At 70.4% G+C, this 19,896-nt stretch carries 18 protein-coding genes; 7 read left to right on the forward strand and 11 right to left on the reverse strand.

The features are described 5' to 3' along the window. Positions 1–114: 114 nt before the first annotated feature. Positions 115–1,311, forward strand: a complete 1,197-nt coding sequence (locus ATK30_RS34255; RefSeq protein WP_101438923.1) for a PucR family transcriptional regulator — start codon at positions 115–117, stop codon at positions 1,309–1,311. Positions 1,312–1,460: 149 nt separating this feature from the next. On the opposite strand, the gene ATK30_RS34260 is transcribed toward ATK30_RS34255, so the two are convergent. Both ATK30_RS34260 and ATK30_RS34265 read right to left on the reverse strand, forming a co-directional pair. Then, positions 1,461–2,210, reverse strand: coding sequence for an SDR family NAD(P)-dependent oxidoreductase (locus tag ATK30_RS34260; protein ID WP_167442048.1), 750 nt, complete (start codon positions 2,208–2,210; stop codon positions 1,461–1,463). Continuing rightward, positions 2,210–2,875, reverse strand: a complete 666-nt coding sequence (locus ATK30_RS34265; protein ID WP_101438925.1) for a VC0807 family protein — start codon at positions 2,873–2,875, stop codon at positions 2,210–2,212. The genes ATK30_RS34260 and ATK30_RS34265 overlap by 1 nt, the downstream gene beginning before the upstream one ends. Before the next feature lie 98 nt (positions 2,876–2,973). Here ATK30_RS34265 and ATK30_RS34270 point away from each other — a divergent pair, with 98 nt between their 5' ends. Both ATK30_RS34270 and ATK30_RS46965 read left to right on the forward strand, forming a co-directional pair. Then, a complete protein-coding gene (locus ATK30_RS34270; RefSeq protein WP_244194812.1) occupies positions 2,974–3,957 on the forward strand; it encodes a DMT family transporter in 984 nt (327 codons plus the stop codon). Positions 3,958–3,982: 25 nt separating this feature from the next. Next, on the forward strand, positions 3,983–6,502 hold the full coding sequence (locus ATK30_RS46965; RefSeq protein WP_101441215.1) for an MGDG synthase family glycosyltransferase: 2,520 nt from the start codon (positions 3,983–3,985) through the stop codon (positions 6,500–6,502). On the opposite strand, the gene ATK30_RS34280 is transcribed toward ATK30_RS46965, so the two are convergent. From ATK30_RS34280 to ATK30_RS34290, 3 genes are all read right to left on the reverse strand, one after another. Next, on the reverse strand, positions 6,503–7,255 hold the full coding sequence (locus ATK30_RS34280) for a DUF427 domain-containing protein (RefSeq protein WP_101438927.1): 753 nt from the start codon (positions 7,253–7,255) through the stop codon (positions 6,503–6,505). It lies immediately after the preceding gene. Positions 7,256–7,258: 3 nt separating this feature from the next. Then, on the reverse strand, positions 7,259–7,756 hold the full coding sequence (msrA, locus tag ATK30_RS34285; protein WP_101438928.1) for a peptide-methionine (S)-S-oxide reductase MsrA: 498 nt from the start codon (positions 7,754–7,756) through the stop codon (positions 7,259–7,261). Between the two features lie 80 nt (positions 7,757–7,836). After that, positions 7,837–8,742 (reverse strand): LysR family transcriptional regulator, encoded by a 906-nt coding sequence (locus tag ATK30_RS34290; RefSeq protein WP_101438929.1) that lies wholly within the window; start codon positions 8,740–8,742, stop codon positions 7,837–7,839. A gap of 107 nt (positions 8,743–8,849) precedes the next feature. Here ATK30_RS34290 and ATK30_RS34295 point away from each other — a divergent pair, with 107 nt between their 5' ends. Continuing rightward, entirely contained in the window at positions 8,850–10,073 is a 1,224-nt protein-coding gene (locus ATK30_RS34295; RefSeq protein ID WP_101438930.1) for an MFS transporter, read from the forward strand. A 69-nt stretch (positions 10,074–10,142) separates the two neighbouring features. Here ATK30_RS34295 and ATK30_RS34300 read toward each other — a convergent pair whose 3' ends face one another. Then, on the reverse strand, positions 10,143–10,949 hold the full coding sequence (locus ATK30_RS34300; RefSeq protein WP_101438931.1) for an ABC transporter ATP-binding protein: 807 nt from the start codon (positions 10,947–10,949) through the stop codon (positions 10,143–10,145). After that, positions 10,946–11,617, reverse strand: a complete 672-nt coding sequence (locus ATK30_RS34305; protein ID WP_101438932.1) for a FadR/GntR family transcriptional regulator — start codon at positions 11,615–11,617, stop codon at positions 10,946–10,948. Before ATK30_RS34305 ends, ATK30_RS34300 begins: the two co-directional genes overlap by 4 nt. A gap of 187 nt (positions 11,618–11,804) precedes the next feature. Between ATK30_RS34305 and ATK30_RS34310 the strand changes: the two genes are divergently transcribed. Next, on the forward strand, positions 11,805–13,232 hold the full coding sequence (locus ATK30_RS34310) for a choice-of-anchor A family protein (protein ID WP_244194813.1): 1,428 nt from the start codon (positions 11,805–11,807) through the stop codon (positions 13,230–13,232). Between the two features lie 81 nt (positions 13,233–13,313). Here ATK30_RS34310 and ATK30_RS34315 read toward each other — a convergent pair whose 3' ends face one another. Beyond that, a complete protein-coding gene (locus tag ATK30_RS34315; protein WP_101438933.1) occupies positions 13,314–14,516 on the reverse strand; it encodes an FAD-dependent oxidoreductase in 1,203 nt (400 codons plus the stop codon). Between the two features lie 378 nt (positions 14,517–14,894). Between ATK30_RS34315 and ATK30_RS34320 the strand changes: the two genes are divergently transcribed. Beyond that, positions 14,895–16,244 carry an aminotransferase class I/II-fold pyridoxal phosphate-dependent enzyme gene (locus ATK30_RS34320; RefSeq protein WP_101438934.1) on the forward strand — a complete coding sequence of 450 codons (1,350 nt, stop codon included), beginning with the start codon at positions 14,895–14,897 and terminating at the stop codon, positions 16,242–16,244. Between the two features lie 23 nt (positions 16,245–16,267). After that, positions 16,268–16,996, forward strand: coding sequence for a GNAT family N-acetyltransferase (locus ATK30_RS34325; protein WP_101438935.1), 729 nt, complete (start codon positions 16,268–16,270; stop codon positions 16,994–16,996). Between the two features lie 50 nt (positions 16,997–17,046). Here ATK30_RS34325 and ATK30_RS34330 read toward each other — a convergent pair whose 3' ends face one another. Genes ATK30_RS34330 through ATK30_RS34340 form a run of 3 tightly spaced genes read right to left on the reverse strand, consistent with a single transcriptional unit; the run spans position 17,047 to position 19,789 of the window. Further along, the gene (locus ATK30_RS34330; RefSeq protein WP_101438936.1) at positions 17,047–18,036 is read right to left on the reverse strand and encodes a transporter substrate-binding domain-containing protein; all 990 of its coding nucleotides are present in this window, start codon (positions 18,034–18,036) and stop codon (positions 17,047–17,049) included. Further along, on the reverse strand, positions 18,033–18,818 hold the full coding sequence (locus ATK30_RS34335) for an amino acid ABC transporter ATP-binding protein (RefSeq protein WP_101438937.1): 786 nt from the start codon (positions 18,816–18,818) through the stop codon (positions 18,033–18,035). Before ATK30_RS34335 ends, ATK30_RS34330 begins: the two co-directional genes overlap by 4 nt. After that, positions 18,815–19,789 carry an amino acid ABC transporter permease gene (locus ATK30_RS34340; RefSeq protein WP_101438938.1) on the reverse strand — a complete coding sequence of 325 codons (975 nt, stop codon included), beginning with the start codon at positions 19,787–19,789 and terminating at the stop codon, positions 18,815–18,817. The genes ATK30_RS34335 and ATK30_RS34340 overlap by 4 nt, the downstream gene beginning before the upstream one ends. Positions 19,790–19,896 lie beyond the last annotated feature (107 nt).

Raw genomic sequence — 19,896 nt, forward strand, 5'->3', positions numbered from 1 at the left:
GCCGCCGGAAAGCGAATTTCGCTGGCTTCGACTTGGCACGAGGGGCCAAAGTGGGGACAGGATGTTCCGAGGCGACCCGAGACCGCGGCCTGCGACGGAAGGACTCCCGGACACATGGGACCAGATCAGGTGACCCGGCTTGACGAACTGGAGAGGGTGCTGACCCGCCGGCTGCCCGCGATGCTCAACGAGGTCCGCGACCAGCTCGCGGACGAGCATCCGGACTACGCGGAATTCCTGACCGAAGAGCTGGCCGACCTCGTCACCGCCAGCGCGGGGTTCGTCCGGCGGCTGATCGACATGGCCGCCGAACCCGAAGAACGGCTGCTGGAACTGGGGTCCGGGGTCGAGCAGGCGGTGTTCGAGGAAATCGGGCGGGCGCAATACCAGCAAGGCCGCCGCGTCACGAGCCTGCTGTCGGCTTACCGGGTGGGCGCGCGCGTGGCGTGGCGGCACGTTTCGGAAGCCGCCCTCGATCTCGACGTGCCCGCCGAGCTGTTCGCCTCGCTCGCCACCACCGTGTTCGCTCTGGTGGACCAGCTTTCCGAATCGTCACTGCGTGGTTACCTGCAGGAGCAGTCGGACGCGGTACGCGCGCGGGAGCGGCTGCGCGACGAACTGACCGCGCTGCTGCTGTCCGACCGCGCGGACAAGGCCGCGGTGCGCGCCGCCGCGGCGCGCGCGGACTGGCGGCTGCCGAAGCACGCCGCGGTCGTGCTGGTGGAGGACGACAACGAACTGGGCCGGGAGTTGGTGTTCCGCCTCGAAGACAGCTGCCTGCGGCTGCACCGGCCCGGCGTGGTCGTGGCGATCGTGCCGGACCCGGGCGGTCCGGGCAGGCGCGCGTGGCTGGCTCGCGCGCTGCGCGGCGGCGGCGCGGTGGTCGGCGCGACGGTGCCGCTGGACCGGCTCCCGGCCAGCCTGCGCATCGCCGAGGTGACCGCGCGCCTGCGCCGCGACCATCTGCTCAGCGACGATCCGGTGTTCGCCGACGAGCACCTCGACGCGATCATCGTGCACCGCGACGACCGGCTGCTCGACGTGCTGAGAAGACAAGCCCTTGCGCCGCTTGAGGAGCTGAACGAATCCTCGCGCGAACGCCTGTCCACCACGCTCACGTCGTGGCTGCTGCATCTGGGGGACCGCAAGGCGGTCGCGGAGGATCTGCACATCCATCCGCAGACGGTGTCGTACCGGCTCGGCCGTCTGCACGACCTGTTCGGCCCGTCGCTGGACGATCCGGCCGTGCGCGCGACGCTGGTGCTGGCGCTGGCCTGGGGCCCGCCCGGCGAAGTGGACGAAACCGCCTGATCGGGGAATTTCCCTGATGCGGCAGCGGGGTGGCCGCTCTAGGTTGAGTGCGGCAGCGGGGCATGAGTAGGGGGCTCCCGAACGGGTATGCCGGTTCTCGCCGGTACGGCCGCTCGCTGGGAACCAGGGGAGGAGAGTGCGTGGACCCGTCAGCTTTCGGCGCCGAAGCGCGCCGCGAGCGCCCGGTACAGGCCGGGTGCCGTGCCGCGCAGCGCGACGGGGATCCGCAGCCAGCGCGGCACGTAGTAGTCGCCCGGATGCGCGGCGGCGCGAAGCACGGCGGCGGCCACGCGTTCGGCACTGACCGGCCGGGGCGTGCCTCGGGTGTACGGACGGCCGCGGCGCTCGAAGAATTCTGTGCGCACCACGCCGGGAACTACGATTCCGACGGTGACTCCGGTGCCGTGCACCTCGAACCGGAGACTGTCGGCGAAGGCGTCCACACCGGACTTCGTCGCGGCGTACACCGCTTCTCCGGCGACACCGGTGCGTCCGGCGATCGACGATACGAAAACGATCTGCCCGCGGTCGCGCTTCAGCATCGCGGGCAGCAGCGCGCGGGTCAGGTCGAGCGGCGCGGTCAGGTTCACCGCGACCAGGTGCCGCAGCTGGTCCTCGGACAGCTCGGGCAGGGGGCCGGCCCAGCCGAGCCCGGCGTTGTTGACGAGCAGATCCACCGATCCGGTGATCGCCAGCGCGCGTTCGGCGAGATCCGCCGCGGCTTCCGGGCGGGCGAGGTCGGCGGCGAGCGCGGTGCCGCCGGTTTCCGCGGCGAGGGCGGCCAGCCGGTCCTCGTTCCGTCCGTGCAGCAGCACCCGGACGCCGGAACGGGCGAGCTTGCGCGCGGTGGCGGCGCCGATCCCCGACGACGCGCCGGTGACGAGGGCGGTACGGGCCATCAGGCAGCGGGCAGCGCGGCCGGGCGGTGGCCCATGCGCAGCGTGATTCCCGCCGAGCGCAGCGAACGCCGGAACCACCACAGCGAACCGGCGATGGCCAGCCCGATCACCGAATACGAGCCCGCGGTGCTCACCATGAGGAAGCTGCCGACCGTTTCCCGCGCGAGCATCAGCAGCGTCACGCTGCCGTTCACCGCGAAGACGAGTCCCCACAGCACGGACACGCGCTGGAAGAACCGGCGCATTCCGGGATGCCCGGACAGCGTTTCCGGGAATGCGCAGAAATCGCCGGCCAGCCGCGCGAGCAGCGGTTTGTTGAACGGCGCGGAGACCAGGAACAGGCTCGCGACGAGGAAATTCTGTAGAGTCGGCTGCAGGAAGTACAGGAACGCGCTGCCGGTGGCCAGGCCCAGCACAGTGCGCGCGACCAGCAGAGCCGAGGTCAGCAGCAGCACCGCGGGGATCTTCTTGCGCAGCACCAGCCGGGTGCCGATCACCGCGACCGACCAGCAGAGCGCGGCGATGACCCCGCTGTCGAAGCTCACGAGGGTCAGCAGGAGGTAGAAGAGCCCGGCCGGGACCAGCGTCGATTCGAGCAGGTGCCGGCCTCCGCCCACCACGAGGTTGCGGAACGAGGGGAGGTCGATCGTATGGGGGTGTCGCATGCGGGTTCTGCTGCCTCCGGTGCCAACCGGGCGACTCGGCCTCGGACAAGGTTCGAGCATAAGCACGGCGGATGGGGACGGTGTGAGGTGAAGAGTCCGTGACAGTTACGGGGATGTCGCTGGTCGTCGCGGTCCCCGCCGCCGTGGCCGGCGCGGCGTGCATGGGACTCGCGAGCGCAGCGCAGGCCAGGGCGACCAAAGAGGTGGAAACCGGCAAACCGCTCGACCTGACGCTCTTCAAGCGGCTCGTCGGACGACCATTGTGGCTCATCGGCATCGCCGCCACCATCCTGGGGCTCCTCCTGCAGCTCGTGGCGCTCGCGTTCGGGCCGTTGCTGCTGGTCCAGCCGCTGCTCGTGACGTCGCTCATGTTCGCCGGGCTGGCGTCCGCGCGGCTGGAGCGCCGCCGCCCGGACCGCACGATGAGTGTCGGCGGGTTGCTGTGCGTGGCCGGGCTCGCCGCGTTCCTCGTGATCGCGCGGCCGAGCGGCAACAGCGAAACGCTCGTCAGCGGCGGCGCCCTGCTGCCGCTCGGCATCGCGCTCGCCGTGCTGACCCTGGCCTCGCTTGTCGTTGCCGCGTCAACGAATTCCGGATCTTGGCGGGTGCTCGGGCTCGCCGTCGCCACCGGCGTGCTGTACGGGCTCACCGCCGGTCTGATGAAGGTGGTCGCGGGCCAGTTCCGGCTGGGGATCGACGAGCCGTTCCGGCACTGGACGCTGTACCTCGTGTGCGTCGTCGGGCCGCTCGGCTTCCTGCTCAGCCAGAACACGTTCCAGCAGGGGCGGTTCCTGACGCCCGCGCTCGCGGTCATCACCGCGCTGGATCCGCTGGTCGGCGTCGCGATCGGGCTGTCGTGGATGGGCGAGTCGGCCGACGGGAGGCCGCTCGCGCTGTTCGGCGAGGCGCTGTCCGGGCTGGTGATCGTGGTCGGGATCGCGCTGCTGTCCACGCGCGCGTCGCATTTGTCGGCGGAATCGGAAATGCCGCCCGCCGAAGAGGAAACCGCATCGGAAGAATCGGGCGAACGGCCTGATTCGGGCCCGGACGACGGATACGGTCTCGCCGGGACCGCCTGCTAGCGAAAAGGGGGCAGCGTTGGAGCGCGTGCTGATCGTGTCCGCGAACATGGGGCAGGGGCACAACGCCACGGGGCGCGCGCTCGAGGACGCGATACGCCGGCGCTGGCCGGACGCGACCGTGCGGTGGATCAACGCGCTGGAGCGGCTCGGCCCCGGTTTCGAGGGTCTTTTCCAGCGGATTTACGTCGCCAACGTGGAAAGCGTCCCGTGGCTTTACGAGTTCTTTTACGCCGCGATCTGGCGGATTCCGTGGTTCGCCGCCGCGTCCCGCTGGTTCACCGCCTCGTGGTGCGGGCGGCGGCTCGCCAAGCCGGTCGCCGAATTCGCGCCGGACCTGGTCGTCTCGACGTATCCGATGGGCACGGCGGGGCTGGCCTGGCTGCGCCGCAAGGGAAAACTGTCCGTGCCGATCGGTGCGTGGGTTTCGGACTTCGCGCCGCATCCGTTCTGGGTTTACGGCGCGGCGGATCTCACGATGGTGATGCACGACGTCGCGGTCGCGCCCGCGCTGCGCTCGTCGCCGTCGGCGCACGTCGGGGTGTCCGCGCCGCCGGTGCGCGCGGTGTTCCGGCCCGGGGACCAGACCGCCGCGCGCCAAGAGCTGGAGCTGCCGCCGGACGCGTTCGTGCCCCTGGTTTCGTGCGGGTCGCTGGGTTTCGGCGAAATCGAGACCACGGTGCGGGAATTGCTGGCGGCGGACCCGTCGGTCGTGCCGGTCGCGATCTGCGGGCGCAACGACGCGGTGGCCGCCCGGCTGCGGGCGCTGGACGAACCGCGGTTGCGCGTGGTCGGGTGGACGGACCGGCCGGAGCTGTACACGCTCGCGGCGGACGTCGTGGTGACGAACGCGGGCGGGGCGACCTCGCTGGAGGCGCTGGCGTGCGGGCGGCCGGTGCTGATGCATCAGCCGATCGCCGCGCACGGCAAGGCCAACGCCCGGCTGATGGCCGCCGCCGGGCTGGCTCTGGTGTCCACAAAGGACGGTGAGCTTGCGGAGACGGTGCGCGGGCTGCTGGCCGAACCGGAACGGCTCAAGGAGATGGCGGAGGCGGTCGCCCGGCACTGCGAGACGGCCACCCCGCTGGAGGAGGCGCTGGAATCGCTTGTGTCCGCGCCGTTGAACCCGCCGACGCAACGGCTCCGCCCGGAGGACGCGCTGTTCGTGCACGTGGCCACCCCGGAGGTGCCGCAGCAGGTCGGCGCGGTCTTGGTGTTCGATCCCAAGGCCGACGGCACGCCGGTCACCCGCGCGGACGCCGAGCATTTGCTCGCGGCGACGCCGGGCTTGCGGACGCGGTTGCTGCCCGGCAGCGGATTGTGGCGGGCGCGGTGGCAGGAGGATCCCGGGCGCACGTCGGCGGAGGTGCTGACGTCGGTGCGGGTCGGCCCGGACGCGCCGCTGGACGAGGCGTTGACGCGGGAGATGGACGCGTTCTTCTCGGACCCGGTGTCGCCGGAGCATCCGGTGCGAGCGCGGCTGGTGACCGGGATCGAGGGGGAACAGGGCGCGTTGCTGATCGCGCTCCACCACGCGGCCAGCGACGGGATCGCGGTGATCAGCGCGCTGGTGGGGCAGACGCGGGGGAAGGAACCGCTGGTGCCCGCGGCGGCACCTCGGCGGCGGGGGTGGGGAGAGCGGGTCGCTGGGCCGTTGCGCGCGGTGCTCGGGCGATTTGCGCGACCGGGGTGGCACCGGCTTGAACGGCCGCCGGGATCGGCCGATGGTTCCGGCGCCGCCGAGTTCGCTCGTTCGAAGTCCGGATCCGGTGCTGGAGCTCGCGGCGGTGCGGCGGAGCCGGTTCGGGGCGCGGGGCCTCGCGGCGGTGCCGCCGAGCTGGCTCGCGGGGTCTGGGCCCTCGCGCGGGCCGGGGCCGCGCCCCGGGTTCGCTGGGACAAGCGGATCGACAGCCCCCGGAGGCATTTCGCGCGGGCGCATCTGTCCGCGCCCGAAGTCCGGAAGGCAGCGCGGCGAGCGGGGGTGCCGACGACCAACCTCGTGCTCGCGCTCGTCGCCGAGGCCTTGCACCGCGAACTGGGCGCGACCGCGCCGGAGCAGCTCCGGGTGCTGATCCCGATGTCGGTCCGCGACACCGGGACCTTCCGCCAGCTCGGCAACCACACCGGCGCGGCGTCCGTGGACCTGCCGACCGGGGCGATGTCGCTGACGGAGCGGGTGCGGAAGACCGACCGGATGCTGTCCGGCCAAGTCGACCGCGGCGCGCCCCGCGCGGGCAACGCGGTCGTGCGCGTGCTCGGGATCCTTCCGCCGGCGCTGCACCGCCGGGCGGCCAAGCTCGTCTACCGCGGCACGTGGTTCAGCGTCATCGCGTCGGTGCTGCCCGGCGCGCGGTCGCCGGTGGTGCTCAATGGCGCGCTCGTCCGCACGGTGTACCCGGTCTTGTCGCTGGCTCCCGGTGTTCCGGTCGCGGTCGGCATCATGACGTGGGCGGACCGGTTCACCATCTGCATCACCGTGCCCGCCGGACAAGAAGCGCGCGGGGACCGGCTGGCGGCCGCGGTCGTGGAGGCGTTCGGCCGGTTGTAGTCACTGGGAGAAGTGCGTGCGCGGGCGGGGCAGAAGTTCGCCGTCCACCTCGATGTCCACCATCTCGTTGTAGAACGCCACCAGTCCGGCGATGGGCTGGACCGCCGCGGTCGGGTAGGCGTACGTCCACGCGAGGTGTTCGTGCAGCACGTCGCCGATGCGGACGGACCAGTAGCCGGACGTCTCGCCTTTGTACGGGCAGGCGGTGGCCATGCCGGGTTCGGCGACGAGGTGCGTGAAATCGACTTCGGTGCGGTTGAAGTAATACCGCGTCGGGAGGCCGGTTTCGAACAGCAGCACCGGCGACGACGATTCCGCCAGCGTCACCCCGTTCAACCGCACGCGGACGTGCCGCGTCGAGCGCAAAGCGTCCACCCGCGTGTACGGATTGCGCGGGTGGACGAAAACTTGTTCGTCCTCTTCGAACCAGGCGTCCAGTGCGTCCCAAGCGAACTTGACGTGTCCGGGCAGGACCGCGCCGTCGCCGTGCACCCAAGCGGCAGCAGGCTTTTCGACCTCGCCGACGCGCAGCGAGTGGCGTCGGGCCGGGCCGTCGATCTCGTCCTCCGGCGTGAGCACACCGGAGAGAACGTCGTCGAGCGGGAAGTAGAACTGCGGGTAGTAGGGCCATTCCCACACGTATTGGGCCCGCGTGCTGTCCACAATGGTCTTCCCGGCGAGCACTCCGCGCACTCGCCGGGGGACCGGTTCGACGTGTCCGGTTTGGACTGCTGCCGCTGGGTAATCGGTCATCGGTCAGCCGCGCTTCGGGAGTTTCCAGCCGGGGCGGGGGAAGTGGCAGGTGTAGCCGTGGGGGTAGCGCTGGAGGTAGTTCTGGTGTTCGGGTTCGGCTTCCCAGAAGTCTCCGGCGGGGGTGACTTCGGTGACGACGGTGCCGGGCCAGAGTCCGGAGGCGTCGACGTCGGCGATGGTGTCTTCGGCGATGCGTTTCTGTTCGTCGGTGGTGTAGAAGATGGCGGAGCGGTAGCTGGTGCCGATGTCGTTGCCCTGACGGTTTGTGGTGGTGGGGTCGTGGACCTGGAAGAAGAATTCGAGGAGGGTGCGGAAGTCGGTCTGGTCGGGGTCGTAGGTGACTTCGATGGTTTCGGCGTGGGTGCCGTGGTTGCGGTAGGTGGCGTTCGGGACGTCGCCGCCGCTGTAGCCGACGCGGGTCGCGGTCACGCCGGGCTGGTGGCGGAACAGCTCCTCCATGCCCCAGAAACACCCGCCGGCCAGAATCGCCTTTTCCGTCATTTCCCCTGCTCTCCATCGGTGTATCCGTGTACAGGAAGACGCTGCGGCACCGGCCGCTATTCCGGTCGCCCGGGGCCCGGTCAGAACTCCGTAATATCTCCCTCCGCCGCGGCAGTGACGAACAGTTCCAGCAGCGTCCGCAGGGCCTGCGACGCCGGCCGCTTCGCGGAGACGACGACGGAGAGCGGCCAGGTCAGCGAGGTTTCGGCGAGGGGGAGCGCCACGACGCCCGGGATGGTCAGCCGGGCAGTGCCGGGCAGGACCGCGACGCCGAGTCCGGCGGCGACGTAGCGCGGCACCGCCCGCAGGTCGGCGATATCGGCGGTCACCCGGCGCGAAAGCCCGCGCGCGGCGAATTCCCGGTCGACCGCCAGCCGGTTCCCGAAGCCGCGCGGGCAGTCGACGAACAGTTCGCCGTCCAGCTCCGGCAGCGTGACGGACTCTCGCGCGGCGAGCGGATGGCTGTCCGGCAGCACGGCGTAGTACGGCACGCTGGCCAGCTGCGTCGCGTCGAGACCGCCCAGTTCTGCCCGGGACAGGCCGAGAAGCGCGACGTCGAGCCGGCCGTGGCGGACGTCGTCGGCGAGGCCGGTGGAGCCGGTGAGGGACACCGTCAGGTGCAGGTCGACCAGCGGGTGCCTGCGGTGGAACGCGCCGAGCAGCACCGGCAGATCGAATGCGTTCATGCTGGTCAGCGTGCCGATCCGGAGGCTCCCGCGGAGACCGGCGGACGCCTGCTGCACCACCTCGCGGGCCCGCTCCACCGATTCCAGCGCCGCCTTCGCCTCGGGCAGGAAGAGCGCGCCCGCGGTTGACAGCGCGACCCGGCGGGTAGACCGGTCGAACAGGGTCGCGCCGAGGTCGGTCTCCAGCGCGCGGATCGTCGCCGAGACCGTGGACTGCGTGGCGAACAGCCGCTGCGCCGCCCGCGTGAAGCTCAGCTCCTCGGCGACCGCCACGAAGTACTCCAACTGCCTCGTCTCCATGTCTTAATTATCGCCAAGCACGATAACTCTGACCAGCACTTTTCGTTGGACATGATGAGTGGGGCGAGGGATCGTTGCAGAGGTAGGTTCCCGCTCGGAAGGTCGACATGGTCACCACAGCTCCGCCCGCTTCCACCGCCCCGGCCGGATGGCGCGTCAGCCACGGCTGGGGATTCCGGGTCATCGCTTTCGCGTTCGCCGCGTGCCTCGCGTTCTCCACCGTGCCCACCCCGCTGTACGCGCTTTACCAGCGGCGGGACGGGTTTCCGACGTTTCTGGTCACCGTGATCTTCGCGGCGTACGCGGTCGGCGTGATGGCCAGCCTCTACCTCGCCGGGCACGTCAGCGACTGGCTCGGCCGTCGCCGCGTGATCCTCGCTTCGACGCTCGCCGAGGCCCTGTCGGCGGTTCTGTTCCTGCTCTGGCCGGAGGTGCCCGGCCTGCTGATCGCGCGGTTCGTGTGCGGCGTGGGCATCGGCGCGCTGACGGCCACCGCCACCGCGCACCTGTCGGAGCTGCGGGCGGTGTCCCGGCCGGACCAGGACCTCGGCCGCTCCGGGCTGATCGCCACCGTGGTGAACATGGGCGGCCTCGGGCTCGGCCCGGTGGTCGGCGGCGTCTTCGCGCAGTACATCGGCGGTCCGCTGACCAGCACGTTCGTCGTGTTCCTGATCGTGCTGCTGGCAGCCGCGTTCGCGGTGTGCCTGGTGCCGGAGACCGTCGAACGGCGGGAGGAGCGTCCGGCGTACCGGCCGCAGCGGGTGTCGCTGCCCGCCGGGGCGCGGCCGGCGTTCGTCGGCGCGGCGATCGGGGTGTTCGCCGCGTTCGCGATCACCGGGCTGTTCATGTCGCTCGCGCCGACCCTTCTGGCCGAAGGGCTGCACGAGCACAACCGGATGCTCGCGGGGGTCACCGCGGGCTCGATGCTGGCCGCGGCGGCGGTGGCGCAGGTGGTCTTCGCGCCGATGGCGTCGCGGGCCCAGCTCCGCTTGGGGTACGTGCTGATGCCGCTCGGGCTGGCGGTGCTGTCGGTGGCCGCGTTGCTGCCGTCGCTGGCGCTGTTCCTGGCCGGTTCGGTGATCGCCGGGAGCGGGATGGGGCTCGGGTTCCGCGCTGCCGTCGGGACGGTGGCCGCGCTGGCCGATCCGCTGTCCCGCGGCGAGGTGCTGGCGGGGATCTTCCTGGCGGCTTACGCCGGTCTGGTGGTGCCGGTGCTGCTGGTGGGCATGACGCTGCTGTGGGTGCCGAGCCCGCTCGCGCTGGTCGGGTTCTCGGCCGCGGAGCTGGTGCTGCTGGGGTTCTCCGCGTGGCGGGTGCTGCGGACAGCTTGAGCCGGTTGCCGCTTGAGCCGCCATGGCTTCGGCGGTGCGGGCGCACCGGCGAAGCCATGGCCGCTCGGCTCAGGCGACTTCAGTGCTGCGGGTGCGGGCGGCGCGGGCGCTCCACCGGCCGTCGTGGCGGTCCACGCGGATCGGGTGGCCGAATGCCCGGCTGATGCTGGCCGTCGTCACCGCTTGCTCGATCGGGCCCGACGAAACGACCGCGCCGTCGGCGATCAGCAGCGCGTGGGTCGTCGTTTCCGGCAGTTCCTCCAGGTGGTGGGTGACCACGATGGAGGCGAGCCGGGGATGCGTGCGGGTGAGCAGGTCGATCGTTTCGAGCAACTGCTCGCGCGCCGCGACGTCCAGGCCGGTGGAGGGTTCGTCGAGCAGCAGCAGCCGGGGGTCGCTGATCAGCGCGCGGGCGATCAGGGCGCGGCCGCGTTCGCCTTGGGAGAGTGTCGGCCAGCGTTCGCCGGCCTTGCCGTCCAGGCCGAGCAGAGCGATGAGTTCGTCGGCCTGCTCGAGCTGCTCCGGGGTGGGCTGCCAGCGCGGCGGCGTGTCGATGCTCCCGGTGACGCCGGTCAGCACGACTTCCCGGATGGTGAGCGGCGAACGCAGCGGATGCCGCGGGTCGACGTGTCCGATGCTGCGGCGCAGCGCCTGGAGTTCGACGCGGCCGAGCCGTCCGCCGAGGACGTCGACGGTGCCGGTGGTCGGATGCGTGACCGCTCCGCAGAAGCCGAGGATCGTGCTTTTCCCGGCGCCGTTCGGGCCGAGCAGCGCCCAGTGTTCGCCCGCCCGCACGGTCAGGTTCACGCCGTGCAGGATTTCCTTGCCCTGCCTGCGGAACACGACGTCGGTCAGCCGCAGCACGACCTCGCTCACGAAAGTGCCTCCTTCAAGGCGGTCAGGTGCGTCCGGCTCAATTCCGCCGCCGCGGACGCGTCTTTGCCGGCGATCGCTTCGACGAGCGCCAGATGTGCGGCTTGGTCCTCCTCGGGCGCGGTGATCGGCCGGGCGCGCAGCAGGTCCGTCATCGCGCGGTGGATGCGCGGCACGAAACTGTCGAACAATTCGATCAGCACGTCGTTGTGCGCGGCGACGAGCACGGTGCGGTGGAACGCGGTGTCGGTGTCCACCAGGAGTTCCACGTCCGGGTCGCCGATCGCGCGGGCGGCGAGCGCGCGGCGGATCGCGCGCAGGTCGGTCGGCGTCCGCCGGTGCGCGGCGAGGGCGGCGGCCTCCGCTTCGATGGCGATGCGCGCCTCGATCACCGCGCCGATGGCGGAGCGGCGCAGCACCGCGTCCCAATCCTCGGCGACGTCCAGCGCGGTCACGAAAACCCCGGCGCCCTGGCGGGAATCCAGCACGCCTTTCCCCGCCAATTCGCGGATCGCTTCGCGCAGTGTCGAACGGCCGACGCCCAGTTGCGCGGCCAAAGTCGTTTCCCCGGGCAATTTGTGGCCGAGCCCCCATTCGCCGGAGCGAATGCGTTCCAGAAGGACTTCGGCGGCCTGCGCGGCGAGCGGGTGCCGGTGCACGAGAGGGGGCATCGGGAGGCTTTCTGGTCGGGCGGGGCTTCGGGAGCGAGGCTACTGCTGGACATTCTTCCGGCGCGGTGTCGAGCGTGGAGCGTCACTAGTCTACTTGTCTAAGGGGTGTGAGAATTTCTGACCCGTTCGGGTGGGTTACGGTGTTTCGAGCGCCTTATCGTGCCTCGTCCGGGTAAGGATCGGCCGCATGCGTGCCAGCAAAATGGCTGTCGCGGGCGGAGCGATCGCCGCGGCGGTGTGTGCGGTGGCGTTCGTGGCCGGTCCCGGCGCGAGCGCCGCTCCGTTGCCCGGCGGGTTGGGCCCGTGCGTCGGCGACGCCTGTCCCGACAAATACCCGCCGGTCAACAACGGGCCGTTCGCGGGACGGGACAACGGCATCAACGTCTTCGCCGGCGGCGATTTCCTCGTGCGCGAAGGCGCGGCCGAGGCCGAGGGCCGGGTCGTCGTGCTCGGCAGCTTCGACCTGGCGAAGCGGGCCGGCGCGTCCTCGGTCTACAACGTCGGCATCGCGGGCGTCGGCTCGCGCGTGCCTCCGCCGGACGGCGCCGATTTCCTCACCGCCGGCAAGGACGTCACTGTCGCGCCGAACCAGCGGCTGCTCGCGGACGGCGGCGTCGTGCGGTACGGCGGGACTGTTGCCGGGACCGTGACCGGCACGCTCAAGCAGGACCCGAACGCGGCCGACCAATACAAGCAGCTTCGCCCACAGCTGCGGGAAGCCAGCACCTGCTACGGCAACTCCGCGGCGACCGGGACGGCGAAAAACCAGGGCTACCGCACGCTGTTCACCGGCGACGGGAAGTCCGCGCTGCAGGTGTTCACCGTCGACTTCGATCTCACCGGCCCCGGCGGCGGCATGCAGGGCCTGGAGTTCGCCGGCATCCCGGCGGGCGCGACGATTCTCGTGAACCTCGTCGGCGGCAGCCGGGTGATCAACACATACAGCGGCGACCTCGCCGACCGCGAGCCGATCAACCATCTGCGCGAGAAGCTGCTGTGGAACTTCCCGGACGCGTCGAAGGTGAAGATCGCCGGGCAGGCGCAGTTCCAGGGCAGCGTGCTGGTCGGCAACCCGGCCAGCGACACGACGGTCACCGCCTCGGGCACGGCCGGCCGGTTCTTCACCGCGGGCAACCTGCTGCACACGTCCGACGGCGCGGCGGGCGGGCAGGAGTTCCACGCCTATCCGTTCACCGGCGACCTGCCGGACTGCACGACCCCGGCGACCTCCACGACGCCGACCAGCGCCACGTCGACTTCCTCCACCACGACTGAGCCGACCAGCACGACCTCGTCCAGTTCGGCGACGTCCTCGACCAGCTCCACGACGTCGTCCAGCGCGACGGAATCGTCTTCCTCGACCGCGCCGACGAGTTCGTCCTCGGCAAGCAGCACGAGCCCGACGAAGTCCAGCTCGTCGTCCGAGGCCCCGGCGCCGATCACGACGACGAGCGACAACTCCGGCGGCGTCGCACCTGGAACCGGTCCGTCCGACCAGGGCCCGCTCGCCTCGACCGGCACGGATCTCCGCGGCTACCTGATCGGGGGCACTGCGTTGCTGCTCATCGGCGGCGCGCTGGTGGCGGCAGTGGCGGTTCGCCGCAAACGCTCCTGACGAAAGCCGTGAAGGACTCCTTGAGGGAATCTGATTCCCGCAAGGAGTCCTTCACGGACAGTCCGGGCTGGTCCCGAAGGCCTAGCGGGCGGCTGGCGTGCGGGAGGCGCGGTACTCGGCGGCTCGGGCCTCGTAGGAGCGGAGTTCTTCTTCCCGGTCGGGCACGTCACGCGAGGCACCGTCCGGCTGGTCGGCGAAGAATCCCCGCAACGCCTCGTTCGCGTCGGCGGCGAGCTGTCCGGTGCGGGCGAACATCGCTGTCTCGTAGCGGGCCAACGCGGCTTCGACGGTCGGCTCCTCGTGCAGTGCGTGCGCCAACTCGGCACCGTCGAGCAGTGCCAGGTTCGCGCCGTGGCCGCCGAACGGGGCCATCGCGTGCGCGGCGTCGCCGAGCACGGTGATGCCCGGGACCCGTTCCCAGGTCAGGGGAGCGGGCAGCGCGGTGAACGCGCGCGCCACGTAGTCGCCGTCGTTGTCGGTCAGCAGCGGACGCACTGTCGCGCCCCAGCCGCGGAACTCGCGCAGCAGGAACCCCCGCACCGAGGCGCGGTCAGCCAGGTCGACGCCTTCCCTCGCGGCCCAGTCCTCTTCGGCGCGGAAAGCCACGTAGCCGCGGATCACCCCGTTGCTGTTGCGCTGCACGATCACCGCCCGGCCCGCGCCGTCGGTGGTGAACAGCTGCCCGTTGCCGACCAGTGCCGCGACCTCCGGGTGCCGGGTTTCGACGTCGTCGTACCGCACGTCCAAAAAGGACACTCCAAGGTAGTCCGGCATCGCGTCGGTGAGCCGGCGGCGCACCTTCGACCAGGTGCCGTCCGCGCCGATCACGACGTCGGCGTCCACTGTGGAGCCGTGGGCGAAATGCAAGCGGTGGACGCCGTTTTCGGTGGTCAACTCGGTGAGCTTGTGTCCCCAGCGGACGGTCCCGGGCGCGAGGTGTTCGTACAGCATGGTGCGCAGTTGGCCGCGGTCGATTTCCGGGGCGGCGGTGTCGTCGTCGGTGGGGACGAACTCCTTCAGCAGGGTGCCGCGATGGTCGCGTCTGGTCATGGCTTGGCCCTCGGTGCGGGCCAGCGCGCGGAAGGCGGGCAGCAGCCCGGCGTCTTCCAAAGCGATCTGCCCGCTGTCGGCGTGCAGATCGAGCGTGCCGCCAGGATCGCGCGAATCCACGGCGGCGTCGGCGTCGTACACAGTCGCGGCGATGCCGTGTCCGTGCAGGACGTGCGCGGCGAGCAGCCCGCCCGGGCCGCCTCCGACGATGGCGATGCGTGGTGTCTCTTTCATGGTGGTCCCCTCTCGTGCCGGTGTGGTCTGGAGTCAGCATAAGTGGAACAATGCAAAATGTGCAACGGTACAATTTAGTGAGTCATTGCACTCTCGTGCTGTCGCGGCGGCCTCCAGTCCGGCGAGCCCGCTCCCGAGTGCGTACCGAAGCTGTGGGCCGCGTCGCGGCGGCGTGCAGGGCGGTGCCTGCCTGTTCCAGTCCCGGAGGGCAAGAGGGCGCCGGCGGGAGGTCGTCCAGGACCGGAGTGACGAGAGCGGGCGTTTTGTACCGGGCGGGGCCGCCAGGATGTGAAACGCCTTTGCCGCGTCCCGTTGCCGCTCTAGCTTCTGATCGGGTCAGAGGTTTTCGGATTTCCGGGTGACGAGGGGAGCCGGTGCGTGGCCACGGGCGAACTCGCGACGACGACGCTGCCGGTCGGGGCTGGCTGGCTCGGGTCCCGCATCGGCGAGCGCACGGCGCGGGGCGTGGCCGGCACGGTGTCCGGCCTGATCCGCGACGGGGAGGTGCCGCCCGGCACGCGGCTGCCCACCGTGCGGGCGCTGGCCGCGGAGCTTTCGGTCAGTCCCACGACGATCGCCGAGGCGTGGTCGCAGCTGCGGGCGGCCGGGCTGATCGGCACTGGCCGGCGGCGCGGCACGATAGTGCTGGAACCGCCTTCGAGCCCGCCGCCGGAGCGGGCGTTTTCCGGCTGGCAGACGGTCGACCTGGAACACGGCCTCCCGGATCCGGGCTTGCTGCCGCCGCTCGAGGACGCCGTCGCGGCCGGAGTCCACTCGGAACGGTTCGGCGGTCCGGTCAAGAACTCGATCACGCCGCAATTGCGCGCCGCGGTCAAGCCGACGTGGCCGTTCGCCGCCGAATCGTGGACCGTCGCGGCCGGCGGGCAGGACGGGATGGTGCTGGCCTGCCAGGCGGTCGCGCGGCCGGGCGACGTGATCGCGCTGGAAGCGCCGACCATGCCGTGGCTGCGCGAATTGCTGCGCCGGTCGCGGATCCACGTGGTGCCGGTGCGCTGCGACGAGGACGGGCCGCTGCCGTCCTCGCTGGCCGCGGCGCTGGAGCATCGTCCGGTCGCGTTTGTGTACCAGCCGCGCGCGCAGTCGCCGCTGGGTCATTCGGTTCCGGCGGACCGCCTCGCGGAACTCGCCGCGGTACTGTCCGAAGAGGACATCGCGGTGATCGAGGACGACGATTTCGGGCCGTTGGCGTCGGCTCCTTCGCTGAGCCTCGGCACGCACTTGCCCGGCCGCGTATTGCTGGTGCGGTCGTATTGCACTGCGTTCGGGCCTGAACTGCGCAGTTGCGTGATCGGCGGTTCGGCGGCGCTGGTGGAACGGGTGCGGCAGCAGCGCGGCCCGGGGTCGGTGTGGTCGAGCCGGATTCTTCAGGACGCGCAAGCGTTTCTGCTGACTGATCCCGGCAGCGGGGAATTGCTGAACCGGGCCCGGCATCGGTACGCACATCGGCGGACGGCTTTGACGGAAGCTTTGCGGGAGCACGGGATTTCGGTCCAGGCTCGGGACGGGCTGACGTTGTGGGTGCCGGTTCCGGAGGAATCGCGGACATTGATGACCTTGGCGGCCAACGGCGTTTCCGCCGGGTCGGGCACGCGTGCGGGCAATCCGGGGACTCCGCATATCCGCGTGGCGACGGGGCAGTTGCCGGACGATCCGGCTTTGGTGGCGGACCTGGCCCGGATGATCGCCCGGGCTGCCCGGCGGCCTTGATGTCTGGTGTGGACAGTGGCGGTGTGGACAGCTCTGTTGCGGGCAGCTCTGTTTTGGACAGCTCTGTTTTGGACAACGCCGCGTGGGCGTCGCTGACCGGACCCCATGCTGGGTTCGCGGAGCGGGCCGGGCAGGCCGTGCGCTACCCGGCGGATGTTTCGGTCTTTCTCGCGGTGCCGGACGAGCCGTCCGCGGACGTGTGGAACGACGTCGCCGCGCTCGCCGGTCCGGGCGCGGTGGTGCCGGTCTTTTCGCAGGCCGGACCGCCTCCGCCGGACTGGGAGCTGCTGGAGGAGAGGGCCGGGGTTCAGCTGGTGGACGCCGGGGTCGACGCCGTGTCCGATCCGGAGGCGGTCCGGCTGACGGTCGCTGACGTGCCGGAGATGCTGGATCTGGTCGCTCGGACGAAGCCAGGCCCGTTCTTGCCCCGCACGGTTCTGCTCGGGACGTATCTCGGCATCCGGCACGAGGGGGCGCTGGTCGCGATGGCGGGGGAGCGGCTGCATCCGCCGGGCTGGACGGAGATCAGCGCGGTGTGCACGGATCCGGCTTGTCGCGACCGCGGTCTCGCCGGGCGATTGGTGCGTGCGGTGGCCGCGGGGATCCGCGACCGGGGCGAGACGCCGTTCCTGCACGCGGCGGCGACGAATGTGAACGCGATCCGGCGGTACGAGGGGATGGGATTTCGGCTGCGGAGGAGGACATCGTTCGGCCGGGTGCGTATTCCGGACGACTGGCGGGCAGCGGCTTGAACGCATGTGTGCCTGCGCCGGTGAGTGCCGGCGCAGGCACCCGAGTCGTTTCAGGAATCACTCAACGGCAAGCCCGGCGGATTGACCTCCGCCTTCTTCACCGCTTCGTTCTCCAGCCCGTACGCGGCGAGCCATTTCGCGTACTGGCCGTGCTGGATCAGGTAATCGATCGCCGCGGCCACCGGTTTCACCAGGCCGTTGTCCTTTTTGGTCGTCGCGGCGATCAGGCCTTGCAAGGTAGCCCCGGCTCCGGAGTACTTGCCCGCGCTGCGCGTCGGATTCGGGGTTTTCGCCGTCTGCGCGACGTGGTAGGCGATACCCGGGTTCGGTGCGAAGTACGCGTCGATCCGGCCGGATGCCAGGGCCAGGTACGTGCTGTTCTTGTCGGCGAAATTGCGCACGTCGAGCTTCTTGCCCTCGGCCGTCAGCTTCCGCTGCCATTCCCGCAGGATCTTCTCCTGGTTGGTTCCGCTGTCTACGGCGACCGTTTTGCCCGCCAGCACCTCGTAGTTCCCGTCGAAGTTCCACGCGTTCGCGCGGTTGGTCTCGAAACCGAGGTTGTCCTCGCGGTAGGCGGCGAAGTCGAAGCCCTGCTGTTTGCGTTGTTCGGTCACGGTGATGTTCGAGAATCCGGCGTCGAACTGGCCGCTTTGCAGGCGTACGAACAGGTTCTGCCACGAAGCGTTCTGCACGTCCGGTTCGAGGCCCAGCACCGCGGCGACGAGACGGCCGAGGTCGGGTTCGGCTCCGGTGAGGGTGCGCTGGTCGGTGCCGACGTAGGCCAGCGGCGGGAATCCGGACGGAAGCGCGCCGACGCCGATCGTCAGCTTGCCTCGGTCGAGGAACTTCTTCGGCAGCTGCGCGCGGATCTCGGCGACGACGGGCACGGTCAGCGAAACCGGGTGCGCGTCCGCGGTGTTCGCGGCGACGGAGACCGTCTGTGAGCCGTTCGCGCTGGTCGACGCCTGGATGTTGCCGCCGCAAGCACCGACCAGGAGCGCGATCGCGGCGACGGCGGGCAGGATCTTGCGGGTTTTCATGCGTTCTCCGGGGTTGCGAGGCGGGTGACTTTCCCGAGGAAGGCTCGGGTCCGGTCGTGGCGGGGGCGGTCGAGGACGGCTGACGGCGGTCCTTCTTCGATGACGCGGCCTTCGTCGAGGAACACGACGTGGTCGGCGATCTCGCGGGCGAACCCGATCTCGTGTGTCACCACGATCATCGTCGTACCGGACCGGGCCAGCTCGCGGATCACGGCCAGCACTTCGCCGACCAGTTCCGGGTCGAGCGCGGACGTCGGCTCGTCGAGCAGGATCAGCCGCGGTTCGAGCGCGAGCGCCCTGGCGATCGCGACGCGCTGCTGCTGACCTCCGGACAGTTGCCGCGGATACGCGCCGGCCTTGTCCTCGAGGCCAACGCGCGCGAGCAGTTCCTTCGCCCGTGTTACCGCTTCGACGCGGGGCAGCCGTTGCGTGACGAGCGGCGCTTCCACGACGTTGTCGAGGATGGTGAGATGCGGGAAAAGGTTGAAATTCTGGAACACGAACCCGATCCGGGACCGTTGCCGCAGAATGGCGCGCTCGCTCAGTTCCTTGAAACGGTCGCCGTGCACGCGCACGCCGACGAGTTCGCCGTCGATGCTGACGTAGCCGCTGTCAAGGCGTTCCAGATGGTTGACGGTCCGCAACAAGGTCGATTTCCCCGAACCGGACGGCCCCAGCACCACGGTCACCTGCCCGCTGGGCGCGGTGAGGTCGATGCCGTCGAGCACGCGGATTCCGTCGTATGTCTTGACCGCGCCGCGGATGCGGACTTCGGCGCTCATCGGGCAACCCCCAGCGCGCGCAACCGGGCGCGGAACCGCTGAAACGGCGTCGGCGGCACGGTCCGCAGCGCGCCGCGGGAGAAGAAGCGTTCGACGTAATACTGGATCACTGACAGGACGCTGGTGAGAATGATGTACCAGACCGTGCCGACGAGCAGCAGCGGAATGATTTGCCCGCTGTTCGTGCTGGCCTGGGTTTCGACTACGCCGAACAGTTCCAGCAGCGACGTGATGTAGACGACCGAAGTGCCTTTGAGCAGGCCGATCAGCTGATTCGCGTAGGCGGGCACGATGGCGCGGGTGGCCTGCGGCAGGATGATCCGCCGGTATTGCCGGGAGCGCGGAAGTCCCAGCGCGGCTGCTGCTTCGAGCTGGCCTTGGTCCACCGAGAGCACCCCGGCGCGCACGATTTCCGCGGCGTACGCGGCTTCGTTCAAGCTCAGGCCCAGCACCGCGACGACGAAGAAACTCAGCACGTCGGTGGCGCTGAAGCTGATGAACGACGGACCGAACGGGATGCCGAGGCTGAGCGTCGAGTACAGCGCGGTCACGTTGGCCAGGAACAGCAACAGCACGATCAGCGGAATCGAGCGGAAGATCCACACGTAGGCCCACGAAACCGCTTGGAGCAGCGGGTTTTTCGACAGCCGCAGCAGCGCGAGCACGATGCCGCCGACGAGCCCGAACACGGCGGCCAGGCCGGTCAGCTCGAGGGTGAGCAGCAGCCCGTCGAGGATCACCGGGCGGAAGAACCAATAGCCGAAAACGTCCCATTGGAAGACCGGATTGGTGATCAGCGCGTGCGCCAATTGGGCGAGCAGCGCGAGCACGACCGCCGCCGCGACCCACCGGCCAGGACGGCGCAACGGGGCGACTTTCTTCGCGGCCAGCTCGCGCAACCGCGCTTCGCCGGGCGGTTCGGGACCTGCGGACGGCACCGGCACGGCGCGCAGCGTGGGAGGAGAACTCACAGTGGCTCCTGGGGATCGCGGAGAGGGCGATCGCCACTGTGACCCGCGGGGTTCCCGGCTGTCGAGTGTCCTCTTGGGACTCCCACATGGTGAGCGCGGTGGTGCGG

It is taken from the genome of Amycolatopsis echigonensis (genome assembly GCF_002846615.1).
Lineage (GTDB): Bacteria > Actinomycetota > Actinomycetes > Mycobacteriales > Pseudonocardiaceae > Amycolatopsis > Amycolatopsis echigonensis.

Excerpts from the sequence above, each read along its gene's own strand:
- ATK30_RS34315 (WP_101438933.1), bottom strand. The coding sequence starts at position 14,516 with ATGAAAGAGACACCACGCATCGCCATCGTCGGAGGCGGCCCGGGCGGG.
- ATK30_RS34295 (WP_101438930.1), top strand. The coding sequence starts at position 8,850 with ATGGTCACCACAGCTCCGCCCGCTTCCACCGCCCCGGCCGGATGGCGC.
- ATK30_RS34280 (WP_101438927.1), bottom strand. The coding sequence starts at position 7,255 with ATGACCGATTACCCAGCGGCAGCAGTCCAAACCGGACACGTCGAACCG.
- ATK30_RS34335 (WP_101438937.1), bottom strand. The coding sequence starts at position 18,818 with ATGAGCGCCGAAGTCCGCATCCGCGGCGCGGTCAAGACATACGACGGA.
- ATK30_RS34290 (WP_101438929.1), bottom strand. The coding sequence starts at position 8,742 with ATGGAGACGAGGCAGTTGGAGTACTTCGTGGCGGTCGCCGAGGAGCTG.
- ATK30_RS34260 (WP_167442048.1), bottom strand. The coding sequence starts at position 2,210 with ATGGCCCGTACCGCCCTCGTCACCGGCGCGTCGTCGGGGATCGGCGCC.
- ATK30_RS34305 (WP_101438932.1), bottom strand. The coding sequence starts at position 11,617 with ATGCCCCCTCTCGTGCACCGGCACCCGCTCGCCGCGCAGGCCGCCGAA.
- ATK30_RS34255 (WP_101438923.1), top strand. The coding sequence starts at position 115 with ATGGGACCAGATCAGGTGACCCGGCTTGACGAACTGGAGAGGGTGCTG.
- ATK30_RS34265 (WP_101438925.1), bottom strand. The coding sequence starts at position 2,875 with ATGCGACACCCCCATACGATCGACCTCCCCTCGTTCCGCAACCTCGTG.
- ATK30_RS34310 (WP_244194813.1), top strand. The coding sequence starts at position 11,805 with ATGCGTGCCAGCAAAATGGCTGTCGCGGGCGGAGCGATCGCCGCGGCG.
- ATK30_RS34330 (WP_101438936.1), bottom strand. The coding sequence starts at position 18,036 with ATGAAAACCCGCAAGATCCTGCCCGCCGTCGCCGCGATCGCGCTCCTG.
- msrA (WP_101438928.1), bottom strand. The coding sequence starts at position 7,756 with ATGACGGAAAAGGCGATTCTGGCCGGCGGGTGTTTCTGGGGCATGGAG.